Origin of the sequence: Haloferax sp. Atlit-48N (genome assembly GCF_003383015.2) — an archaeon.
Classification (GTDB): Archaea; Halobacteriota; Halobacteria; order Halobacteriales; family Haloferacaceae; genus Haloferax; species Haloferax volcanii.
This window is the reverse complement of record NZ_CP137689.1, coordinates 328,829-347,014: the sequence shown is the minus strand read 5'-3', so window position 1 is coordinate 347,014 and position 18,186 is coordinate 328,829. Positions and strand designations below refer to the sequence as shown.

Genomic DNA, 18,186 nt, shown 5'->3' with positions numbered 1-18,186 from the left:
TCAGTCGTCGGACGGTTCGGGTGCCGCGTTGGCGTCCGCGTCCTCGACGTCGAGCGAACCCATGCGGAGGTCCACGTCGCCGGTGCCGATAGCGATCGGCTTGCCGACGATGACGTTCTCGATGACGCCGTCGAGGTCGTCTTCCTCGCCGTGGATGGCGGCGTCGAGCAGGTGGTTGACCGTGACCTCGAACGCGGCGCGGGCGAGGACGGAGTCCTTCGACCCGGAGATACCGTGACGGCCGATGGACTCGATGGTCCCGTCGTTCGTCATGATGTCCGCGACGAGCATCAGGTGGCGGATGTTCACGTCGTCGAGACCCTGCTCGCGCAGCGTGTTCATCGTCTCGTCGATGATGGCCTCGCGGGCGGCCTCGATGCCGAGCTGCTTGTGCACCTCGTGGATGTTGTTCGAGGTGGTGCGGGAGGCGTCGACGCCCTCGATGGCGAGCGCGTCGCCGAACGCCGAGCCCTCGGTGTAGAGGACGAACTCCTCTTCGTCGGTGTCCTCGTTGTTCTCCTTCCGGATGACGACGCGGGAGACCTCCTCGATGCCCTTGAACACGATGTCGCGCAGCTCCTCGACGAGTTGGAGGAGCCGGCGGTAGCTCGGGCTCTCGGGGCCGAACTCGATGAGCGTCCCCTCGCGGCGGGTCTTGATGCCGAGCGCGTCCTCGATGGTTTCGGCAATCTCGCTCGCGACGACGCCCTCGTCGTCGTACGTCGGCCAGCGTTCGAGGAGCGTCTCGTCGTTGAGGTTGACCTGCACGACCATGTCGGCGACGTTCGTCGAGATATCGCCGAGCGCCAGAATCTTCGTGGACTCGATGTTCCAGACGACCTGGTGGGCGAGTTCGCGGTTGTTCGCGTACTCGTCTTCGAGGTACACCGTCATCATCGGCGTGTCGGGGGTCTTCCGCGCGTCCACCAGCTCGATGAGCCGCGGCAGCCCCTGCGTGACGTCGATTTCGGCGACGCCCGCGTAGTGGAACGTGTTCATCGTCATCTGCGTCCCCGGCTCACCGATGGACTGCGCCGACACCGTCCCGACGGGGTCGAGCGGGTCGACGCGGGTGTCGAGGTAGCGCGCCTCGACGGCCTGCGCGATTTCGCCGGCCTGGTCGAGGGTGACGCCCTCGCGCTCTTCGATGGTCTGGTAGATGCGGTCCTTCAGGCGTCGAGACAGCTCTTTGGACTCGACGACGTCGACGATGGCGTCGTCGACGAACTCGTAGTCGGCGGTTGCGTCGGTATCAGTCATCGGATTCGACCCCCGCACGGGCGTCGACACGCGGTTCAGCGTGCTCGGAGAGGTTGGTCGGCGGTGCGCGCTCGCCGAGGAAGCGTTCCTTCTCCTCGTCGGAGCTGAACTCCGAGGTGAGGATGCGGTCGGCGATGTTCTCGACGTCGATAGGCGTCTCGTCGTCGGACGAGACCTTCACGGGGCTCGTGCCGTCCTCACCGAACTCGAACTGGACGATGGTCCCCGACGTGTCGCGGACGGAGCCGTCGTACTGCGCTTCGAGCTCGGACAGCGCGTTGATGAGCCGACGCTGCAAGTACCCGGACTTCGAGGTCCGGACTGCCGTGTCGACCAGCCCTTCGCGACCACCCATCGCGTGGAAGAAGAACTCACGCGGGGTGAGGCCGGCGCGGTAGGAGTTCTCGACGAAGCCGTGGGCCTCGGCCGAGAGGTCGCCTTTCTGGTAGTGGCTCAGGGTGCGGCCCTCGTAGCCGCGGTTGATGCGCTCGCCCCGAACCGCCTGCTGGCCGACACAGCCGGCCATCTGGGTCAGGTTGAGCATGGACGCACGCGCGCCGGACTTCGACATCACGACCGCGGGGTTGTCCTCCTCGAAGTGGTCCTCCGCGATTTCGCCGGCGGAGTCGCGCGCCTTGCCGAGGCGCTGCATGATCTTCATCTCCAGCGTCTCGTCGACGGAGCGACCCGGCAGCGATTCGAGCTCGCCCGCCTCGTAGATTTCGATGAGCTCCTGAATCTTGTCGTAGGCGGCGTCGATGGCCTCGTCGACCTGCGCCGTCGCCTCGTCCGGGATGGACTCGTCGTCGATACCGATAGACAGCCCGAAGTGCATGATGGCGCGCATCGCCAGCGAGGCAATCTCGTTGATGAAGATGCGCGAGCGCGTCTTCGAGTAGTCCTTGGCGAGGGCGTCGACGATTTCGCCGCCGAACGCGCCGACGGCGTCCTCGTCGATGGTGCCCTGCACGAGCTGGCCGTCCTCGATGGTGACCGTGTCGCCGACCTTCGAGGTGAACTCCATGTTCAGGTCGTCCGGCAGGAGTTCGGAGAAGATCTGCTGGCCGGTCCAGTAGGGCTGACCGTCCTCGTTTTCGCCCGCGGGCTCTGGGAGCGTGTCCACGCGCGTCGCGCGAAGCAGGTCGAGCGCCTGCGTCTCGACGAACTCGGGGTTGTCGTGGGTGAGCAGGTAGGTGCCCGAAATGTGGTCCTGAATCGCGCCGATGATGTTCTCACCGAAGCGCGGCGAGAGAATCTGCTCTTGGACGCGCATGAGAACGCGCGCCTCGGCACGGGCCTCCTCGTTCTGGAGGGCGTGCATGTTCATCTCGTCGCCGTCGAAGTCGGCGTTGTACGGCGGACAGACGACGGTGTTCAGGCGGAACGTCTTGTACGGCATCACGACGACTTCGTGCGCCATGATGGACATCCGGTGCAGCGACGGCTGTCGGTTGAAGATGACGATGTCGCCGTCGACGAGGTGGCGGTTGACCTCCCAGCCGAGTTCGACCTTCTCCGCGAGTTCCTCGCAGTTCTTCTCTGTCACCTTCAGGCGGCGGCCGTCCGGGCGGCGGACGTAGTTCGCGCCGGGGTGGCTCTCGGGGCCGTTACGGACGTACTGCCGAGCCTCGTCGATGTTGCGCTCGGTGACGTTCATCGTCTGGGTCATCTCGGACGCGACGCGGTCCGGGACGCCGACCTCGTTGAGCGAGAGCGTCGGGTCCGGCGAGATGACGGTACGCGCCGAGAAGTTGACGCGCTTCCCGGACAGGGAGCCGCGGAAGCGACCCTCCTTGCCCTTCAGGCGCTGGCTGAGCGTCTTCAGCGGGCGGCCGGAGCGGTGACGCGCCGGCGGCGTGCCCGAAATCTCGTTGTCGATGAACGTGGTGACGTGGTACTGGAGCAGTTCCCACAGGTCCTCGATAATCAGCTGCGGCGCACCCGCCTCGCGGTTCTCCATGAACCGCTGGTTGATGCGGATGATGTCCACGAGCTTGTGGGTCAGGTCGTCCTCCGAGCGCTGGCCGTTGTCCAGCGTGATGGAGGGACGCGCCGTGACCGGCGGGACGGGGAGGACGGTCAGAATCATCCACTCGGGGCGCGACCGGTCGGGGTCGATGCCGAGCGTGACGAGGTCCTCGTCCGGGACGTCCTCGAACCAGTCGCGGATGTCCGAGGGCATCAGCTTGTTCATGTCCTCCTCGGTGAGGTCGAGGTCGAGCGCCTTTTCGAGCGCCTTGCGGTCGTCGCCGACCGGGCGGAACTCGCCGGCGAGCACCTGATTGACGCGCTCGGCGTCGAGACCGGTCTCGTTGGCGAGGGTGACGGGATCGACGCCCTCGTCGTCCTCGTCGTCGGGGTCGGGCTGCATCGCTTCGGCGATGCGCTCGGAGTAGTCCCCGGCGAGCACGTTCTGGACCTCGTAGTAGGTCGTCGGCTTCTCGTGTTTGATGTCGTGCTGCGGCGAGCCGCAGTGGGGACAGCGGTTGGCCTTGCGGGCCTGCCGGACCGCCGACTTCATCACGTCGCTCCAGTCGTCGCCGAGTTCCTTCGTGCGACCGAGCTTGTCGCGGTACTCGTCTGCTTCCTCGTCCGTCAGCGAGAGGCGACCGCACTCCCGACACGTCGAGCGGAGCAGGCGACGGATGAGCTTCGTGAAGCCGACGTGGATGACGGGCGCGGCCAGTTCGATGTGGCCGAAGTGCCCGTTACACGACCCGGAGTGCTGGCCGCAGGTGCGGCATTGCAGCCCGGGGTCGATGACGCCCAGCCGCGGGTCCATGAGACCCATGTCGATTGGGTAGCCGTCGTCGTCGTAGGTGTCCGCGGTGATGACCTTCGTCGCGGACATGTCTCGGTACGTCTCCGGGTCCATCAACCCGAACTGGATGCTGCCGATTTCTTTGGGTGTCTGCATTGACATGAGTGGTTAGACCGCGTCCTTCAGTTCGATTCGCGGGCGGACGCCGAGCGCGACCATCTCGTCGAGAAGCAGCTTGAACGCGTAGCTGATCTCGATTTCGTGGATGTTGTCCTCGTCGCCGGTGACCGGGTCGTAGATGCGGCGCTGGTCGCGGTCCTCGACGGCGACCATGCCGGTGTCGGCGGAGATGTAGACCTTCTCCTTGTCGGAGGAGTCGAGCAGGCGCTCCTGGAGCACCATCGCGGCCCCGTGGCCGATGACGGTGTCGCGCTCCATCTCCCCGAGACGGAGGCCACCCTCGCGGGCGCGACCCTCCGTCGGCTGGCGGGTGAGCACCTGCACGGGACCGCGCGAGCGGGCGTGCAGCTTGTTGCTCACCATGTGGTACAGCTTGTGGTAGAAGATGATGCCGACGAAGATTTCGGCCTCGATCTTCTCGCCGGTGACGCCGGAGTACATGACCTCCTTGCCGGAGGACATGAAGCCGCGCTCTTCGAGCGCCGAGCGGAGTTCCTCTTCGTTTTCGCCCTGGAAGGCGGTGCCGTCGACGCGGCGACCTTCGAGCGCACCGACCTTCCCGCCGAGCATCTCCAGCACGTGGCCGACCGTCATGCGCGACGGCAGGGCGTGCGGGTTGAGGACGAGGTCGGGAACGACGCCGTCGGCGGTGAAGGGCATGTCCTCCTGGGGAGCCAGGTGGCCCACGACGCCCTTCTGTCCGTGACGGGACGCGAACTTGTCGCCGAGTTCCGGAACGCGCTGGTCGCGGACGGACACCTTGGCGAGCTTCGAGCCGTCTTCGCCCTCCATGAGCGTGACCGTGTCCACGACGCCGGATTCGCCCGAGCGCATCGTGACGGAGGTCTCGCGGCGCTTCTGCGGCGAGAGTCCCGCCATGTCGTCGGGTTCTTCGAGGAACCGCGGCGGCGAGGTCTTGCCGAGCAGCACGGAGTTCTCGTCGACGACCGTCTCGGGGTTGACGAGGCCGTCCTCGTCGAGGTGCGAGTACGCGTCTTCGCCGCGCGCGCCGCGCACGTCCTGCGACGGAATCTCGAAGCGGTCTTCCTGACCGCCGGGGTAGCGGCGCTCTTCGCCCTCGTAGGTGCGGAAGAAGTGCGAGCGGGCGAGCGCGCGTTCGACGGAGCCCTTGTTCATGACGAGCGCGTCCTCGATGTTGAAGCCCTCGTAGGACATGACGGCCACGACGAAGTTCTGGGCCGCGGGTCGCTCGTCGAACCCGATTTGCTCCGTGGTCTGCGTTTTGACCATCGAGAGCTGCGGGTAGTGCATGAGGTGCTGGCGGGTGTCCGGGCGGATGCGGTAGTTCGCCGCGGGCAGCCCCAGCGACTGCTTCATCATCCCTGCCCCCATCGTAATGCGGGGCGAGGCGTTGTGTTCCGGGTACGGAATCATCCCGGCACCGATGCCGAAGATGAGCTGCGGGTCGATTTCGAGGTGCGTGTGGTCCTCGTTGAGTTCGTCCTCGTCGACCGCGACGTAGATGTCTTCTTCCTCCTCGGCGTCGATGAACTCGACGAGCCCGCGCTCGACGAGGTCGTCGAAGTCGAGTTCGTCGTTGTCGAGCGCCTCGACGTGGTCGTCGTCGAGGAGCGGCTCGCCGTCTTCGACGACGATGAGCGGACGGCGGGCGCGGCCCGCGTCGGCGTTGATGATGACTTCGCGGGTGCGCTCTTTGACGGAGACGTTCACCATCTGGCTCACGTCGCCGCGGCGGCGCGCCTCTCGAATCTGTGCCGCGAGTTGGTTGGGGTCCGGGTGGGTCCCGACGAGACTACCGTTGACGTATACTTTCGCTTCTCGCTGTGCCTGAGCCATGTTAGTCGTCCGCGGGTGCGGCGTCGACGCTGTCGATGCCGGGGATACCCTCGACACCCATCGACGCGAGTTCTCGTTTCAGCGACTGTTCGTCTTCGACGTTCTGGGAGAGCTCCATCGCCTGCGCGAAGTTCTTCACCAGCCCGCAGTTCGGTCCCTCGGGGGTCTCGGAGGGACAGATGCGACCCCACTGGGTCGCGTGCAGGTCGCGCGCCTCGAAGTGCGGCTGCGACCGCGACAGCGGACTGCGAAGGCGGCGAAGGTGCGACAGCACACCCATGTAGTCGGTACGGTCGACGAGCTGGGAGACGCCGGAGCGGCCGCCGACCCAGTTGCCCGTCGCGATGGGGTGTTCGAGCCGCTCGGTGAGCACGTCGGACCGGACGACGGTGTTGACCGTCAGGTTCCGGTTTCGCATGTTAGCGCGTTCGAGCTGGTACTTCACGTCGCGCGCCAGCTTGTTGAGCGCCGTCCGGAAGAGGTCCTTCATGAGGTCGCCGGAGACCTTCAGGCGCTTGTTGGCGTAGTGGTCCTTGTCGTCGGAGTCGCGGCGCTGGAGCGCGAGTTCGAAACACGCCTCGGCCATGCGACAGAGGTAGTACGCCTTGTTCATGCGCACCTCCTCTTCTTCCGCGCCCTCCTCGTGGAGGTGCGGAAGCAGGTAGCGGTCGATGACGTAGTTGGCGCGCTTAAGCTGGTAGTTCTTGCCCTGCCCGCCGGCGACGCGCTTGCCGAGCGCCTCGATGGCCTGCTCTTGGGTCTGCACCTCGGCCTCCTCAAGGTTCTCGAGCATGAACTTCACAATCTCCGGGTCGTCGGAGACGCGGTGGACGATTTCCTCGTCCGATTCGAGACCGAGCGCGCGGACGAGCGTGACGAAGTTGACGCTCCCGGAGACGGACGGGAACGACACTTCGAGGAGTCCCTCGCGGTTGCGTTCACAGAGCACGAGCGCGCGGTAGCCGCGGCGCTGGCTGAACGTCTTCGCGACCTGAATCTCGTCGCCGTACTTCGTGTCGTACTCGGCGAGAATCTTGTTCGGCGCCAGGTCCTCCGAGGTCATGAGCACGCGCTCGGAGCCGTTGACGATGAAGTAGCCGCCGGGGTCGACGGGGTCCTCGCCGATTTCGACGAGGTCCTCGTCGGAGAGCTCCGCGATGTTGCACTTCGAGGAGCCGACCATGATGGGCATCCGGCCGACCTTCGTCTCCGCGGTGTCGACGACGACCTCCTCTTCTTCCTCGCCGCCGCGGACGATGGACATCTCCATGAACACGGGGGCGGAGTAGGTGATGTTACGCAGGCGCGCTTCCTGCGGGAAGAGCAGTTCCTCGGAGCCGTCGGCCTCGCGGACGCGGGGCGTCTCCACGCGGACGCCACCGAGCTCGACGTAGACGGGTTCCTCGCCCTCCTTGTCGCCGATGTCCGTTTCGATGGTCGCCTTCTCCTCGACGACGTCCATCATGCCGCGTTCGAGGAACGCGTTAAACGAGCGGAAGTGGTGTTCAGCGAGCCGTTCTTCGGAGAAGTACTTGCGAGAGACCTCGCGTCGCGCTTGTCGGTTCATTCAATCACCAGTCGGTATACGACTGCTTTGTCTGTCGTTCGAGAGTTCCGAACGATCTTGATGACGTCGCCGGGCTCTGCGTCCTCGGGGAGCGCCGGGTCCTTCAGCTTGATCTTCGGGAGATTCGTCTTCTCGACGTTGTACTCCTGTAACACGTCCTCGACGGCCTCGTCGTCGAGTTTCGTGTGTTCCGGAACCAGTTTGTGTTGGCTTACGTCTACCATGTATGGTGCTGCTGGGTGCTGGAAGAAGCTGTCACGGGATACTACGGCTGATTTTGGGACGCACCCATTTAACCCTTGCCAACTGCGTCGAAGAAAGGCGACGCTATCGGCAGTCACGCACCGGAGATGCGCGAATCGTCACACGTTGGCATGGGATGTCACGATATAAATGTCTTCGGGGCGAGAATCGCGGTACCGCGGGCCAAGGGCAGCCCAGATGGTAAGTCTTATCTATAAACCTCGGCTACGGATGAGTGCAGACGGAGGGCCCGGGTGGTGTAGTGGCCCATCATACGACCCTGTCACGGTCGTGACGCGGGTTCAAATCCCGCCTCGGGCGCTCTCCGTACCGCAAACTCACTTCAGTAAGCCCGGGTGGTGTAGTGGCCCATCATACGACCCTGTCACGGTCGTGACGCGGGTTCAAATCCCGCCTCGGGCGTACTTTTCGATGAATTACTCGCTGAGCGCCGAGTCTCGTCTCGGCGCGGCCGTAATTCTCGTGAATACCCCAAAAGGGATTGAACCCGACGACGAGCGAGAGAAACGAGCGACGTCGGCACGGTTCAAATCCCGCCTCGGGCGCTTCTCTGATTTCAACTCCTCCAGCGAGGCGTCTCGTCGCCAAGCGACAGCGAGTGACATTTGTGAACGTTGGCAGATAGGATTTGAACCAAGGAGCGAAGCGAGCGATAGCGAGCAGAGCGACTGAGGTTCAAATCCCGTCACACCCGTTCGTTCACGTCGTTCACTCACGGGAGTTCCTGAGTTCACCTCACGCTGTTCGGTGAACTCCCGCCTCGGGCGTACGTTTCGACGAATTACCCACCTACCGCCGCGCTCCGCAGTCAGCCAACCAACCCACCGACCACACCACCAATCGCCACGCCGACCAACGCCGCCACCAACGTTCCGAAGGCGTACCGAGCGGCCGTGTCGTAATCGCCCGCCTCTGCGAGTTCCGCGACGCCGACCGCAAACGACGAAAAGGTCGTGAAGGCCCCGCAGAAGCCGGTTCCGGCGAGCTTCGCGGCCGCGTCGCCGACGGACGCAGTGACGATGAATCCCAGCGCGACGCTCCCGAGGACGTTGACGGTGACGGTGCTCCACTTGCCGACGACTCGCTGGTCGACGGTGTGCCGGGCGACTGCGCCACCCATCCCGCCGACGCCGACGAGGACGGCCGAGAGCAGCGAGGGAGTCACCGCCGCCCCCCGAACGCGAGGCCGAGCGCGGCGGCGGCGAAGCCGAGCGCGTAGTTCGCGCCGACGTTGAGCGCGCCGCCCACCGGCGACAGCGACGCGGTCTGGACGGCGAACGTGCTGTACGTCGTGAACGACGAGAGCAGCCCGGTTCCGAAGAACAGCTGCGCCCGGCGGGAGGAGACCGACGTGATGAACGTCCCGAGGGCGAAGCTCCCGAGGACGTTCACCGCGAGCGTGCCGCCCGCGCCGGGAATCGCGACGGAGACGGCGTAGCGAAGCGTCGCGCCGGCGAACCCGCCGAGGGCGACCAACGCCAGTTCCGAGCGGTCCATACGGCAGTACTCCGGGGAGGCTACTCTATGGTTTCGGAACTGCCAGGCGCGGAGACCGCCCGCGGCGTCGCGCCGCCGTCGGGCGTCTCACGGGGGCGAACCCGAACGTCGTGGACGGTCTCCGTGGTGTCGTCGACGACGAGCGCACAGCCGCGTTCCCGCGGGAGCCGAGCGCGGAGCGACTCGTCGAAGTACGTCGGGTCGGCGGCGGCCATCGCCGACACGTCGGGGCCGGCGGTGAGTCGGTGGACGACCCGGAGGTCGGCCTGCGAGACCGCGACCTCGGGGAGCGCCGAGGGGCGCTGGGTCGCGAGGACGACGCCGACGCCGGGGGCTCGCCCGCGCGTGAGAAGGGTTCGAAGCGCGGGGTCTGCGAGCCCGCCGGCGAACGCGTGGGCCTCGTCGAGAAGCAGCCACGGGATTCGGGGGACCGAGCCCGCGACGCGGGCGTCGTAGAGGCCGCGGGCGACGACGCGAACCACGGCGCTCGCGGGGGTCGCCTCCAGTCCCGAGAGGTCGAGCACGTCGGGTGAGGAGCCGCAGAGCGACCGCGGGTCGAGTCCCTCGGGGTGAAACACGTCCCACGAGTCGGCCAACGCGAGGTGGTTCGCCGCGGCTCTGCGCGTCTCGGGGGCGGCGTCGTCGTCGTCGACCGCCCCGCGCATCGCCACCAACGAGTCTTCCTCGGCCGCGAGTCGCCAGACGAGCGACCCCGCGGGCGCGGTCGGGTCGAGACCGAGCAGCTCCGGCCACGCGCTCGGCGGGAGCGCGTCGGCGCGGACGCGCGGCGAGTCGTGAACCGTCGCGTCTATCGGCGACTCGGTGAGGCCACAGAAGACGCCCATCGGGTCGATGACGACCGGCGCGACGCCCGCAGCGCGTGCCAGTCCTTCGGCCATGACGCCGAGCGTGTGGGACTTCCCGCTGCCGCGCTTGCCGACGACGACGGCCGCGTGCGGACGGTTCACGTCGAGGCCGACGGTCGCGCCGTCGCTCCCGTCGCGGGCGCGGTAGCATCCGAGTCGACAGGCCGGGCCTTCCTCGTCCGACTTGCGGCCGATGGTGTGCATGGCACGGACTGGCCGCGCGATGCGACTTGAACCCCCGGACGAGGGTTTATATACGAACCCGCGGCCAGACGGTCCATGCTCGATATGTTCCGGTCAGACACGCGCGCTATCGAAGGACTGCCAGTTCGTCTCGTCGTCGCTCTCGTCGTCGGCGTCGCCAGCATGAGCGTCATGCTCAACATGCTCTCCGGGGTGCAGGGGCTCGCCACCTCGGAACTCGACGTGAAGCCGACGCCGGACGTGGTCGGCCCCGGCGAACAGGCGCTGGACTTCACCGTCGTCGACCACGAGGGGAACCCCGTGGAGGGCGCGACAGTCATCGTGAAATCGGGGACCGCCGAAATCGACGGCGTGGCGACGGCGAAAAGCGATGACGGCGGGTCTGCGACTGTCAACGTTGACGCCGAACTCGGCGCGAACCGCGAGGACGGAACGCTCATCGTGGACGTGAAACCGCCCGCCGGGGAGTCGTTCGTCGACCGCCGCGAGAACACGAACGTGCTGGTGGTTCAGGACTGAGCGCCGAACACGCGAGCCGCGACCTCAGCGCTCCGGGTGCGTCGCCGCGTCGAAGCCGCCGCGAACGAGCGGCTTAGCGATGTGTCGGCGGGCGCACGGCGGCACCTCGTACCAGCCGGGTTCGAGGTCGCGGTCGACCGCCCGCTCGACTTTGCCGGGTGCGTCGGTCCCGCAGTCGCGGCACCGGTAGCCCTGATTCCGTCCCGCGCTTTTCATCGTCCGCCCGCAGTCGGGGCAGACGGGCGTCGCGGGTTCCGTCCGCACGAGGTCGCGGACCGCGAACTTCTCCAGTTTGAGCGTGCCGTCTCCGACCTCGCCGCAGGCGGTGACCGCGTCGCCGACGCGGAGCGCCCGCACCCGGTTTCGGAAGCGCTTCGTCGGTTCGAAGGCGGCGACAGCGACCACCGCGTCGCCGGCTTCGAGGTCGAAAAAGACGTGGCCACCCGGTCGGGTCTCCGGGTCGGAGGCGACGGTGCCGGCGACGCGGTAGGCGCGGCCGTCGCGGAGGTCCGAGACGACGCCGTCCCGGAGGTGGGCGTCGGTCCCCTGATTCGTGCGAAACGTCGCCGAGCGGTCGACGGGTTCCGAGTCGATGGCGGCGGCGACCTCCCGGACGGTGTCGGCGTCGTCGCCGCGGATGCCGTGGAGAATCGGTCCCGGCGCGTTCGGCACGCAGACGGCTTCGCCCTCCTCGCGGTCCACAGTGTCCCACGCGTCGGGATACGCCGCGTCGGCGGCGTCGAAGACGGAGTCGACGTCGACCTCGCGGGGCGTCCCGCAGCGGTGAAACTCGCGGTAAGAGATGTGTTCGTAGGTCCACTCGTCGAAGGCGGCCCACGCGCCGACGGCCGCGAGCGCGCCGATGCGGCCCCGGCCGCCGTGCCACCCCTCGGTCAAGAAGCCGGAACGCTCCGCGAGGGCGACCGCGTCGTCGAGGTCGTGGAAGTCGCGGACGGCGTCGCGGGCGAAGTCGGCGACGGCGGTCGAAACCGTGTCGGGAGACCCCGGCGCGACGACGACACCCGGGCTGGTCCGGTCGTCGTCGAGGACGGCCCAGCGGTCGAGTTCCTCGCGGGCGAGGTCGAACGCCGCGCCCGCGGGGAGGTCGGTGTGAATCGCCAGCGCCGCGTTCCCGCGGGTCTTGTGCTCGACCGCCGGGTTCAGCCGGACGAGGAGTCGCCGCTCGACGGTCCCGCCGCGCGCCTCGACGGCCTCGGCGACGAGCGTCGCCAGATAGGTCGTACACATCCCGAGGGTGCGGGAGTCGGTGTCGTCGAGGCCGATGACGGTCATACGCGGAGATTGCCGGACGGCGCAGTAACGCCTTTCGGGTCGATTACGGCTATATAAATGCGGCATCGAGAAGGGAGATACCACGGCGAGGGCGGCGGTATCGGGGAAAACGCTTTATGGGCCGAATCGCTTATTGCCCCCTATGTCCCGGTCAGCGCTGGTTGGTAATGTCGCCGCGATGCTCCAAGACGCGGGCTTCGTCGTGAGCGACCGCATCGCCATCCGGCCGAAGAGCTTCGACCTCGCCGCTCGGAGGGGCGAGGACCTGTTGCTCCTCAAGATACTGGGGAACATCGACGCGTTCGACGGCGTCACCGGCTCGGAGATGCGACGCCTCGGCTCGTATCTCGACGCCACGCCGTTGGTCGTCGGGCTTCGAACCCGAGACGAGGACCTCAAACCCGGCGTCGTCTACTTCCGCCACGGCGTGCCGGTGTTGAACCCCGACACCGCCATGGACCTGTTCGTCGAGGAGGTTCCCCCGCTCATCTACGCCGCCCCCGGCGGACTGTACGTGAGCCTCGACGGCGACGTGCTCGCCGAAGAGCGGCAGGAGCGCGGATGGAGCCTCGGGCAGCTCGCGACCGAACTCGGCGTCTCGCGGCGCACCGTCTCGAAGTACGAAAACGGCATGAACGCGAGCATCGAAGTGGCGATTCACCTCGAAGAGCTGTTCGACCGCCCCTTCTCGAACCCGGTCGACGTGCTCACGGGCGCGGAGGACGTGCGCGACGCCGAGCCGACGCCCGACGACCCCGACGTGGACCCCGACGACGAACACGTCCTGTCGGTGCTGACGCGCGCCGGCTTCACCGTCCATCCGACCGCCCGCGCGCCGTTCAAGGCCGTCAGCGAAGACGCCGGGCGGAAAAAGGAGACGAACGTCCTCACCGGACACTCGCCGTTCACTCGAAGTGCCGAGAAGCGCGCCCAAATCATGTCGTCGCTCGGCGAAATCACGCGGACGCGCTCCGTCTACTTCGTCGAGGAACAGCAGAAGCGCGAGTCGGTCGACGGCACCGGCATCGTCAGCTGTGAGGAACTCGCCGCCATCGACGACCCCGACGAAATTCGCGACCTGATTCGCGAGCGGACCCGCGACCCCGCCGAGAGCTAATCGTCGCGGGGTGCGCGGCGAGCTGTACTGCCGGCGGAAAAATCAGTGACGGTCGCGCTTACGCCGCCGAGCCGTAGGTCTCTTCGAGGTAGTCGACGATATCGTCGCTCTCGGGCATCCCCTCGACGCCGTGTTCCTCGTCGACGAGGACGGGGACGCCGGTCTGGCCGCTTACCTCTTCGACTTCCTCGCGCTCGGCGTGAGCGCTGGGGACCATCCGCGACTCGTATTCGAGGTCGAGGTCGGCGAGTTTGTCCTTCACCTTCGCGCAGTACGGACAGCCTTGCAGTTCGTAGAGGATGAGGTCGGACATCAGCCTGGGGTATGGAGCCGCGGCTAATGAGTGCCATGGTCTTCTGCAATCGAACCACACGACCCCGAAAGGCGCGCCGCGGGGTCGGCCGCGGGGTCAGCGTTATCTCCCGAACAGCCCGCGGACCGCGTCGAGTAGTCGCTGACGCATCAGATACAGTTCGCCGGCGGTCGCGGTGAGCCCGACGCCGACCGCGCACGCCGCCCAAAACAGGTCCCACGGCGTCATCCACACCGGGCGGAGCCACGGCAGGACGTGCGACAGTCGCGTCGAAAGCCCGCTCATCGGCTCTTCGAGCGGCGTCCCGGCGAACGTCGACTGAACCCGCGAGACGAAGCCGACGCTCCCGTCTCCGCCCGCGGTGATGTTCGCGCTCCCGGTGATGGGGTACGAACCGCTGGCGTTCAGGTCCCGAATCGTCGGCCCCGAGGACTCGTCGCCGTGGGCGACGCGCTCGGCGTCGTACGGCCCCCACGTCGCGTAGTACTCCCAGACGACCTCGCCGGTTGGCGTGACCTCTATCACTCGGTGGTTGAGCGTGTCGACGATGAGCGTGTTGCCGTTGGGGAGGCGGTCGGCGTCGCGCGGCCAGTTGAGCGTGTTCTTTCCGACGGACCACGTCCGGACCCACTCGCCGTCTTCTTTCGCGTACTCGACGACGCGGTTGTTCCCGCTGTCGGCGACGAGCATGGTCGGGGTGCCGTTCTCGCTGACCAGCCAGTCGGGATTGTGCTGTTCGTTGAGCACGTCGTAGTCGTCGTCGGTGCCGAGGCGCTCGACGATGTCTTTCGACTCCATGTCGACGACGATTGCCTGGTCGAAGTTTCGCGGCGACAACAGGAGCCGACCGTCGCCGATGTAGTCCACGTCGTTGACGTGGCTCCAGTCGGCGTTGTAGCCGCCGTCGGTGTCGGCTGGGAAGTGGTTCTTGAAGTACCACTCCCACGTTATTTCGTCGGTCGTCCGGTTGTACACCACGATGCGGTCCTCGCTGACGCCGGCGGAGTCGTTCCACTCGCGCATGTTGGCGATGAGGAGTTCGTCCTCGCCGAAGGCGTCAACGTCGTGGGTGTCCTCCATGTCGAAGCGCTGTTCCCAGACGCGTTCGCGGGTGTCCGGGTCGAGTTCGAAGACGACGGTGTCGGTCCCGCGCGGCGACGAGACGAGCAGGTTCCCGTTCGGGAGCGGGTCGACGTCGAAGAACCACGCGTTCCCGTTGACCGAGTCGTCGTACGTCCACTGGAGGCTCCCGCGTTCACCGACCGAGACGACCCGAGCGGGTTTCTTCGGGTTCGTGTTGCCCTGGAAAGTGTAGCCTTGGACGCTCACAATCGTCGACCCGTTGGCGGGGCTGGTGACGGTTCCCGGTTGGAGGCTCGTCTGCTGCCCGGGGTCGTACGTCACGGCAGAGACGGCCGAAGGAGCGAGAAGGCCGATAATGAGGAGGAACACGGCTCCGCGGAGGGCGAGCCGTTCGTTGGGAATATTCATACGGAGTGGGTTAGCACCGGGGTTGTTCAATACTTTATGAATCCGATTAGGTCGTGAGAAAATCAGCGCGACGAGAGAGTCGTCGGCGCGGTCAGACCTGCGCCTGGAGCATCCCCGAGGTGCGGACGACGAAGTAGAGGACGAACGCGACCGCGAGCGCCCACTGGCCGGCGCTGACGTCGTCGTACTCGCCGGCGGCGACCTTCACGAGCGGGTACGAGACGATGCCCGCCGCGATGCCGTACGCGATGGAGTACGTGAAGGGCATGACGAGGATGGTCATGCCGGCGGGGATGGTGAACGTCAGGTCGTCCCACTCGATGTCGACGACGTTGCGGAGCATGACGACGCCGATGACGACGAGCGCGATGTGGGAGGCGTACTGCGGGATAGCCGTCGCGAGCGGGACGATGGCGAGCGAGCCGAGGAACAGGAGGGCGACGACGAGCGCGGTGAGGCCCGTTCGGCCGCCCTCTTCGACGCCGGTGGCGGACTCGATGTAGGTCGTGACCGTCGAGGTGCCGAGCATCGCGCCCGCGGTGGTGCCGACCGCGTCGGCCATGAGGGGCTTGTCGATGTCGGGGAGGTCACCGTCGTCGTTGAGGAAGCCCCCGGCCTGCCCGACGCCGACGAGCGTGCCGGCGGTGTCGAAGAAGTCGACGAAGAAGAACGTGATGACGATGAGGGCGAAGCTGAACGCTTCGACGTTGCCGAAGCCGGAGATGAACGCGCCGGCCAGCGGCGTGATGTCGTAGGTGGCCGCCGAGGAGTTGGCGACGAGGCCGGCCTCGGCCGAGACGACGCCCGAGGCGGTGAGGCCCCAGCCGAGAAGCGACGTGCCGACGATGCCGATGATGATAGAGCCGGGGACGTTCGCCGCGTAGAGGGCGAACGTGAAGAACAGGCCGACGATGGAGACGATGGCGATGGGGTTCGACGCGAGGTTCCCCATCGTGACGAGCGTCGAGTTGTCGTTGACGACGATGCCCATCGCCTGCAACCCGATAATCGCTAAGAACAGCCCGATACCGGTGCCCACGGCCATCTTGACCGGTTCGGGGAACACCTTGATGATGGCTTCCCGCGCGCCGACGGCGGTGAGCGCGATGAAGATGAGCCCCTCGACGAAGACGGCCGCGAGCGCCGTCTGCCACGGGACGCCCAGCGCCCCGACGACGGTGAACGCGAAGAAGGCGTTCAGGCCGAGCCCCGGCGCTTGCGCGAAGGGTCGGTTGGCGTAGAACGCCATAATCGTGGTCGCGATGGCGGCCGCGATGATGGTGACGACGGCGAGCATCGACTGGACCTCGCCCGGCGTGTAGCCGGCGATGGCGATGCCGTCGACGCCCTCGATGTACGGTTGGTCTGTGAGAAGCGACGGGTTGACGACGACGATGTACGACATCGTGAGGAACGTCGTGATGCCCGCGAGAATCTCGGTCCTGACCGTGGACCCGTGTTTATGCACGTCGAAGTAGTTTGCGAGGGTTTCAGAGAGCCCCATGATGCACGACTAAGCATACCCCGGATTCCACACATAAGCATTACCATCCTGACGGGCGGATACATCCACGAACGTGGGTTAAACGACCCATTCGACGTGAACGAACGGCACAGAAGTGCCTATTTCTACGTCACCTGTGATTGAACTGAGCAGTTCAGAACAGTTTTTCGGCGGGTCCCTGAGCCGTCAGTCGAAACTGCTCAGCGCGCCGACGGGCGCGTCGGTGAGTTCGCGGGCGCGGTTCGTCCCCTCGTCGCCGACGGCGATGAGCGCGAAGACGCCGGCGATGTCGGCGTCGGCCTGCAAGGCGATGTCCAAGAGGAGTTCCTGGGTCTCGCCCGAGCGGATGAGGTCGTCCACGACGAGGACGCGCTCGCCGTCGTCGATGGCGCTGGCGGGGAGGTAGTAGGTGAGTTCGATGCCGGACGCGAGGCGCTGACGGGATTCGATGAAGTCCTCGACGGCGGTCTCTTTCGACTTCTTCGCGTACGCGAGGCGCGCGCCGAAGTAGCTCGCCATCGCCGCGCCGAGGGTGATACCGTCGGTCGCCGCGGTCAAAATCACGTCGGGGCGTTCGAGGTCCAGCGCGTTCGCCGCGACGGGCGCGACGAGGTCGAGGAACGACTGGTCGAAGACGACGCCGGAGTTGTCGACGTAGCCCTCGTCGTCGAATCTGACGCGGGCTTCGAGTTCGTCTGCGAGCGCGTCGCGGCCGACGCCCTCGACGACCTCGCGGGCGCGTTCGACTCCGGGCAGGACGTGCCCGTTGACGTAGCGGTTGAGGTCGCCGGCCGGCAGTCCCGTGAGTTCGGCCAGCTCGTCGTACGTCCGGGTCTCTTTGAGCATCCGGAGCACGGAGACAGCCTGCAACTGGAGTGCGGCCTTCTCTGCTCTGTTCATGCCTCCGGCTTCGTACTTGCACAAAAATGAATACTTCGATTACCGATTCCGAGTGAATTAGTCACAAGCGTGTATTAGCCGTCGGCGTCGGCCAGCAGGTCCTCGGCGGTGAGAAGCGACTCCAGTGCGATGTCGTGGTCGGCCAGCAGGTCCGCCGCGCCCTCCTGTCGGTCCACGACGACGACGACGCGGTCGACGACCGCGCCGGCCTCGCGGAGCGCCTCCACGGCGTCGACGGCGCTCTGGCCGGTCGTCGCGATGTCTTCGAGGACGACGACTTCCTCGCCCTCGTCGAGCGCGCCCTCGATGCGCTTTGCCGTCCCGTACTCCTTTGCCTTCTTGCGGGCGATGACGTACGGCTTGTTCGTCTCGACCGCGGTGGCGGCCACGAGCGGGACCGCGCCGAGCGCGACGCCGGCCAGTTTATCGTCGTCCGCGACGCGCTCTGCGAACGCTTCGGCGATGAGCTTCAGACACCGGGGGTCGGTCTCGAAGAGGTACTTGTCCACGTAGTAGCTCGACGTGCCGCCGTGGGAGAGCTCGAACTCGCCGAACTGGACCGCGTCGGCGGCTCGGAGCGCCTCGATGAGTGCTGCGTTCGCCATCTTGTTTCGAGAGGATTCAGGGAGGCG

Annotated in this window: 16 protein-coding genes and 2 tRNA genes; 4 read left to right on the top strand and 14 right to left on the bottom strand. The window is 66.5% G+C overall.

The genetic code is table 11. From position 1 onward, the window contains the following. The 5 genes from rpoA2 to DEQ67_RS01915 are packed head-to-tail and all read right to left on the bottom strand — an operon-like array spanning position 1 to position 7,810. Entirely contained in the window at positions 1-1,260 is a 1,260-nt protein-coding gene (rpoA2, locus tag DEQ67_RS01935) for a DNA-directed RNA polymerase subunit A'' (RefSeq protein ID WP_004044573.1), read from the bottom strand. Further along, positions 1,253-4,177, bottom strand: a complete 2,925-nt coding sequence (locus DEQ67_RS01930; protein WP_008577039.1) for a DNA-directed RNA polymerase subunit A' — start codon at positions 4,175-4,177, stop codon at positions 1,253-1,255. The genes rpoA2 and DEQ67_RS01930 overlap by 8 nt, the downstream gene beginning before the upstream one ends. 12 nt (positions 4,178-4,189) lie before the next feature. Continuing rightward, complete coding sequence (gene rpoB / locus DEQ67_RS01925) at positions 4,190-6,019, bottom strand: DNA-directed RNA polymerase subunit B (RefSeq protein ID WP_004044575.1); 1,830 nt, start codon at positions 6,017-6,019, stop codon at positions 4,190-4,192. 1 nt (position 6,020) lies between these two features. Continuing rightward, complete coding sequence (locus DEQ67_RS01920; protein WP_004044576.1) at positions 6,021-7,586, bottom strand: DNA-directed RNA polymerase subunit B''; 1,566 nt, start codon at positions 7,584-7,586, stop codon at positions 6,021-6,023. Continuing rightward, positions 7,583-7,810, bottom strand: coding sequence for a DNA-directed RNA polymerase subunit H (locus DEQ67_RS01915; RefSeq protein ID WP_004044577.1), 228 nt, complete (start codon positions 7,808-7,810; stop codon positions 7,583-7,585). Before DEQ67_RS01915 ends, DEQ67_RS01920 begins: the two co-directional genes overlap by 4 nt. 267 nt (positions 7,811-8,077) lie before the next feature. Between DEQ67_RS01915 and DEQ67_RS01910 the strand changes: the two genes are divergently transcribed. Both DEQ67_RS01910 and DEQ67_RS01905 read left to right on the top strand, forming a co-directional pair. Then, positions 8,078-8,150 (top strand) — tRNA-Asp (locus tag DEQ67_RS01910). A gap of 29 nt (positions 8,151-8,179) precedes the next feature. Next, positions 8,180-8,252, top strand: a tRNA-Asp gene (locus DEQ67_RS01905). Between the two features lie 406 nt (positions 8,253-8,658). Here DEQ67_RS01905 and DEQ67_RS01900 read toward each other — a convergent pair. From DEQ67_RS01900 to DEQ67_RS01890, 3 genes are read right to left on the bottom strand one after another with little or no spacing between them, the layout of a single operon-like run. Next, positions 8,659-9,015 carry a fluoride efflux transporter FluC gene (locus DEQ67_RS01900; RefSeq protein WP_006600745.1) on the bottom strand — a complete coding sequence of 119 codons (357 nt, stop codon included), beginning with the start codon at positions 9,013-9,015 and terminating at the stop codon, positions 8,659-8,661. Then, complete coding sequence (locus DEQ67_RS01895) at positions 9,012-9,347, bottom strand: CrcB family protein (protein ID WP_004065342.1); 336 nt, start codon at positions 9,345-9,347, stop codon at positions 9,012-9,014. The genes DEQ67_RS01900 and DEQ67_RS01895 overlap by 4 nt, the downstream gene beginning before the upstream one ends. A 20-nt stretch (positions 9,348-9,367) precedes the next feature. Continuing rightward, the gene (locus tag DEQ67_RS01890) at positions 9,368-10,417 is read right to left on the bottom strand and encodes an ATP-binding protein (protein ID WP_004065343.1); all 1,050 of its coding nucleotides are present in this window, start codon (positions 10,415-10,417) and stop codon (positions 9,368-9,370) included. A gap of 75 nt (positions 10,418-10,492) precedes the next feature. On the opposite strand from DEQ67_RS01890, the gene DEQ67_RS01885 reads away from it, so the two are divergent. Then, a complete protein-coding gene (locus DEQ67_RS01885; RefSeq protein WP_004065344.1) occupies positions 10,493-10,936 on the top strand; it encodes a DUF7382 domain-containing protein in 444 nt (147 codons plus the stop codon). Between the two features lie 24 nt (positions 10,937-10,960). Here DEQ67_RS01885 and DEQ67_RS01880 read toward each other — a convergent pair whose 3' ends face one another. Beyond that, on the bottom strand, positions 10,961-12,229 hold the full coding sequence (locus tag DEQ67_RS01880; protein ID WP_115802111.1) for a tRNA(Ile)(2)-agmatinylcytidine synthase: 1,269 nt from the start codon (positions 12,227-12,229) through the stop codon (positions 10,961-10,963). Between the two features lie 142 nt (positions 12,230-12,371). Here DEQ67_RS01880 and DEQ67_RS01875 point away from each other — a divergent pair, with 142 nt between their 5' ends. Further along, positions 12,372-13,346, top strand: a complete 975-nt coding sequence (locus DEQ67_RS01875; protein ID WP_004044583.1) for a transcriptional regulator — start codon at positions 12,372-12,374, stop codon at positions 13,344-13,346. 58 nt (positions 13,347-13,404) lie between these two features. Here the strand turns inward: DEQ67_RS01875 and DEQ67_RS01870 are convergent, their stop codons facing one another. The 5 genes from DEQ67_RS01870 to pyrE all read right to left on the bottom strand — a co-directional run bounded on the left by DEQ67_RS01870 (position 13,405) and on the right by pyrE (position 18,159). Continuing rightward, entirely contained in the window at positions 13,405-13,659 is a 255-nt protein-coding gene (locus tag DEQ67_RS01870) for a glutathione S-transferase N-terminal domain-containing protein (protein WP_004065346.1), read from the bottom strand. Positions 13,660-13,761: 102 nt separating this feature from the next. Beyond that, positions 13,762-15,150, bottom strand: coding sequence for an aryl-sulfate sulfotransferase (locus tag DEQ67_RS01865; RefSeq protein WP_004065348.1), 1,389 nt, complete (start codon positions 15,148-15,150; stop codon positions 13,762-13,764). 91 nt (positions 15,151-15,241) lie between these two features. Then, positions 15,242-16,654 carry an NCS2 family permease gene (locus DEQ67_RS01860; protein WP_004065350.1) on the bottom strand — a complete coding sequence of 471 codons (1,413 nt, stop codon included), beginning with the start codon at positions 16,652-16,654 and terminating at the stop codon, positions 15,242-15,244. 186 nt (positions 16,655-16,840) lie between these two features. Then, a complete protein-coding gene (locus DEQ67_RS01855) occupies positions 16,841-17,554 on the bottom strand; it encodes a phosphoribosyltransferase family protein (protein ID WP_004044587.1) in 714 nt (237 codons plus the stop codon). Between the two features lie 74 nt (positions 17,555-17,628). Next, the gene (gene pyrE / locus DEQ67_RS01850) at positions 17,629-18,159 is read right to left on the bottom strand and encodes an orotate phosphoribosyltransferase (RefSeq protein WP_115802110.1); all 531 of its coding nucleotides are present in this window, start codon (positions 18,157-18,159) and stop codon (positions 17,629-17,631) included. Positions 18,160-18,186 lie beyond the last annotated feature (27 nt).

Excerpts from the sequence above, each read along its gene's own strand:
- DEQ67_RS01870 (WP_004065346.1), bottom strand. The coding sequence starts at position 13,659 with ATGTCCGACCTCATCCTCTACGAACTGCAAGGCTGTCCGTACTGCGCG.
- DEQ67_RS01920 (WP_004044576.1), bottom strand. The coding sequence starts at position 7,586 with ATGAACCGACAAGCGCGACGCGAGGTCTCTCGCAAGTACTTCTCCGAA.
- DEQ67_RS01855 (WP_004044587.1), bottom strand. The coding sequence starts at position 17,554 with ATGAACAGAGCAGAGAAGGCCGCACTCCAGTTGCAGGCTGTCTCCGTG.
- DEQ67_RS01895 (WP_004065342.1), bottom strand. The coding sequence starts at position 9,347 with ATGGACCGCTCGGAACTGGCGTTGGTCGCCCTCGGCGGGTTCGCCGGC.
- DEQ67_RS01890 (WP_004065343.1), bottom strand. The coding sequence starts at position 10,417 with ATGCACACCATCGGCCGCAAGTCGGACGAGGAAGGCCCGGCCTGTCGA.
- DEQ67_RS01885 (WP_004065344.1), top strand. The coding sequence starts at position 10,493 with ATGCTCGATATGTTCCGGTCAGACACGCGCGCTATCGAAGGACTGCCA.
- DEQ67_RS01875 (WP_004044583.1), top strand. The coding sequence starts at position 12,372 with ATGTCCCGGTCAGCGCTGGTTGGTAATGTCGCCGCGATGCTCCAAGAC.
- DEQ67_RS01860 (WP_004065350.1), bottom strand. The coding sequence starts at position 16,654 with ATGGGGCTCTCTGAAACCCTCGCAAACTACTTCGACGTGCATAAACAC.
- DEQ67_RS01865 (WP_004065348.1), bottom strand. The coding sequence starts at position 15,150 with ATGAATATTCCCAACGAACGGCTCGCCCTCCGCGGAGCCGTGTTCCTC.
- DEQ67_RS01930 (WP_008577039.1), bottom strand. The coding sequence starts at position 4,177 with ATGCAGACACCCAAAGAAATCGGCAGCATCCAGTTCGGGTTGATGGAC.
- rpoA2 (WP_004044573.1), bottom strand. The coding sequence starts at position 1,260 with ATGACTGATACCGACGCAACCGCCGACTACGAGTTCGTCGACGACGCC.
- rpoB (WP_004044575.1), bottom strand. The coding sequence starts at position 6,019 with ATGGCTCAGGCACAGCGAGAAGCGAAAGTATACGTCAACGGTAGTCTC.
- pyrE (WP_115802110.1), bottom strand. The coding sequence starts at position 18,159 with ATGGCGAACGCAGCACTCATCGAGGCGCTCCGAGCCGCCGACGCGGTC.
- DEQ67_RS01915 (WP_004044577.1), bottom strand. The coding sequence starts at position 7,810 with ATGGTAGACGTAAGCCAACACAAACTGGTTCCGGAACACACGAAACTC.
- DEQ67_RS01880 (WP_115802111.1), bottom strand. The coding sequence starts at position 12,229 with ATGACCGTCATCGGCCTCGACGACACCGACTCCCGCACCCTCGGGATG.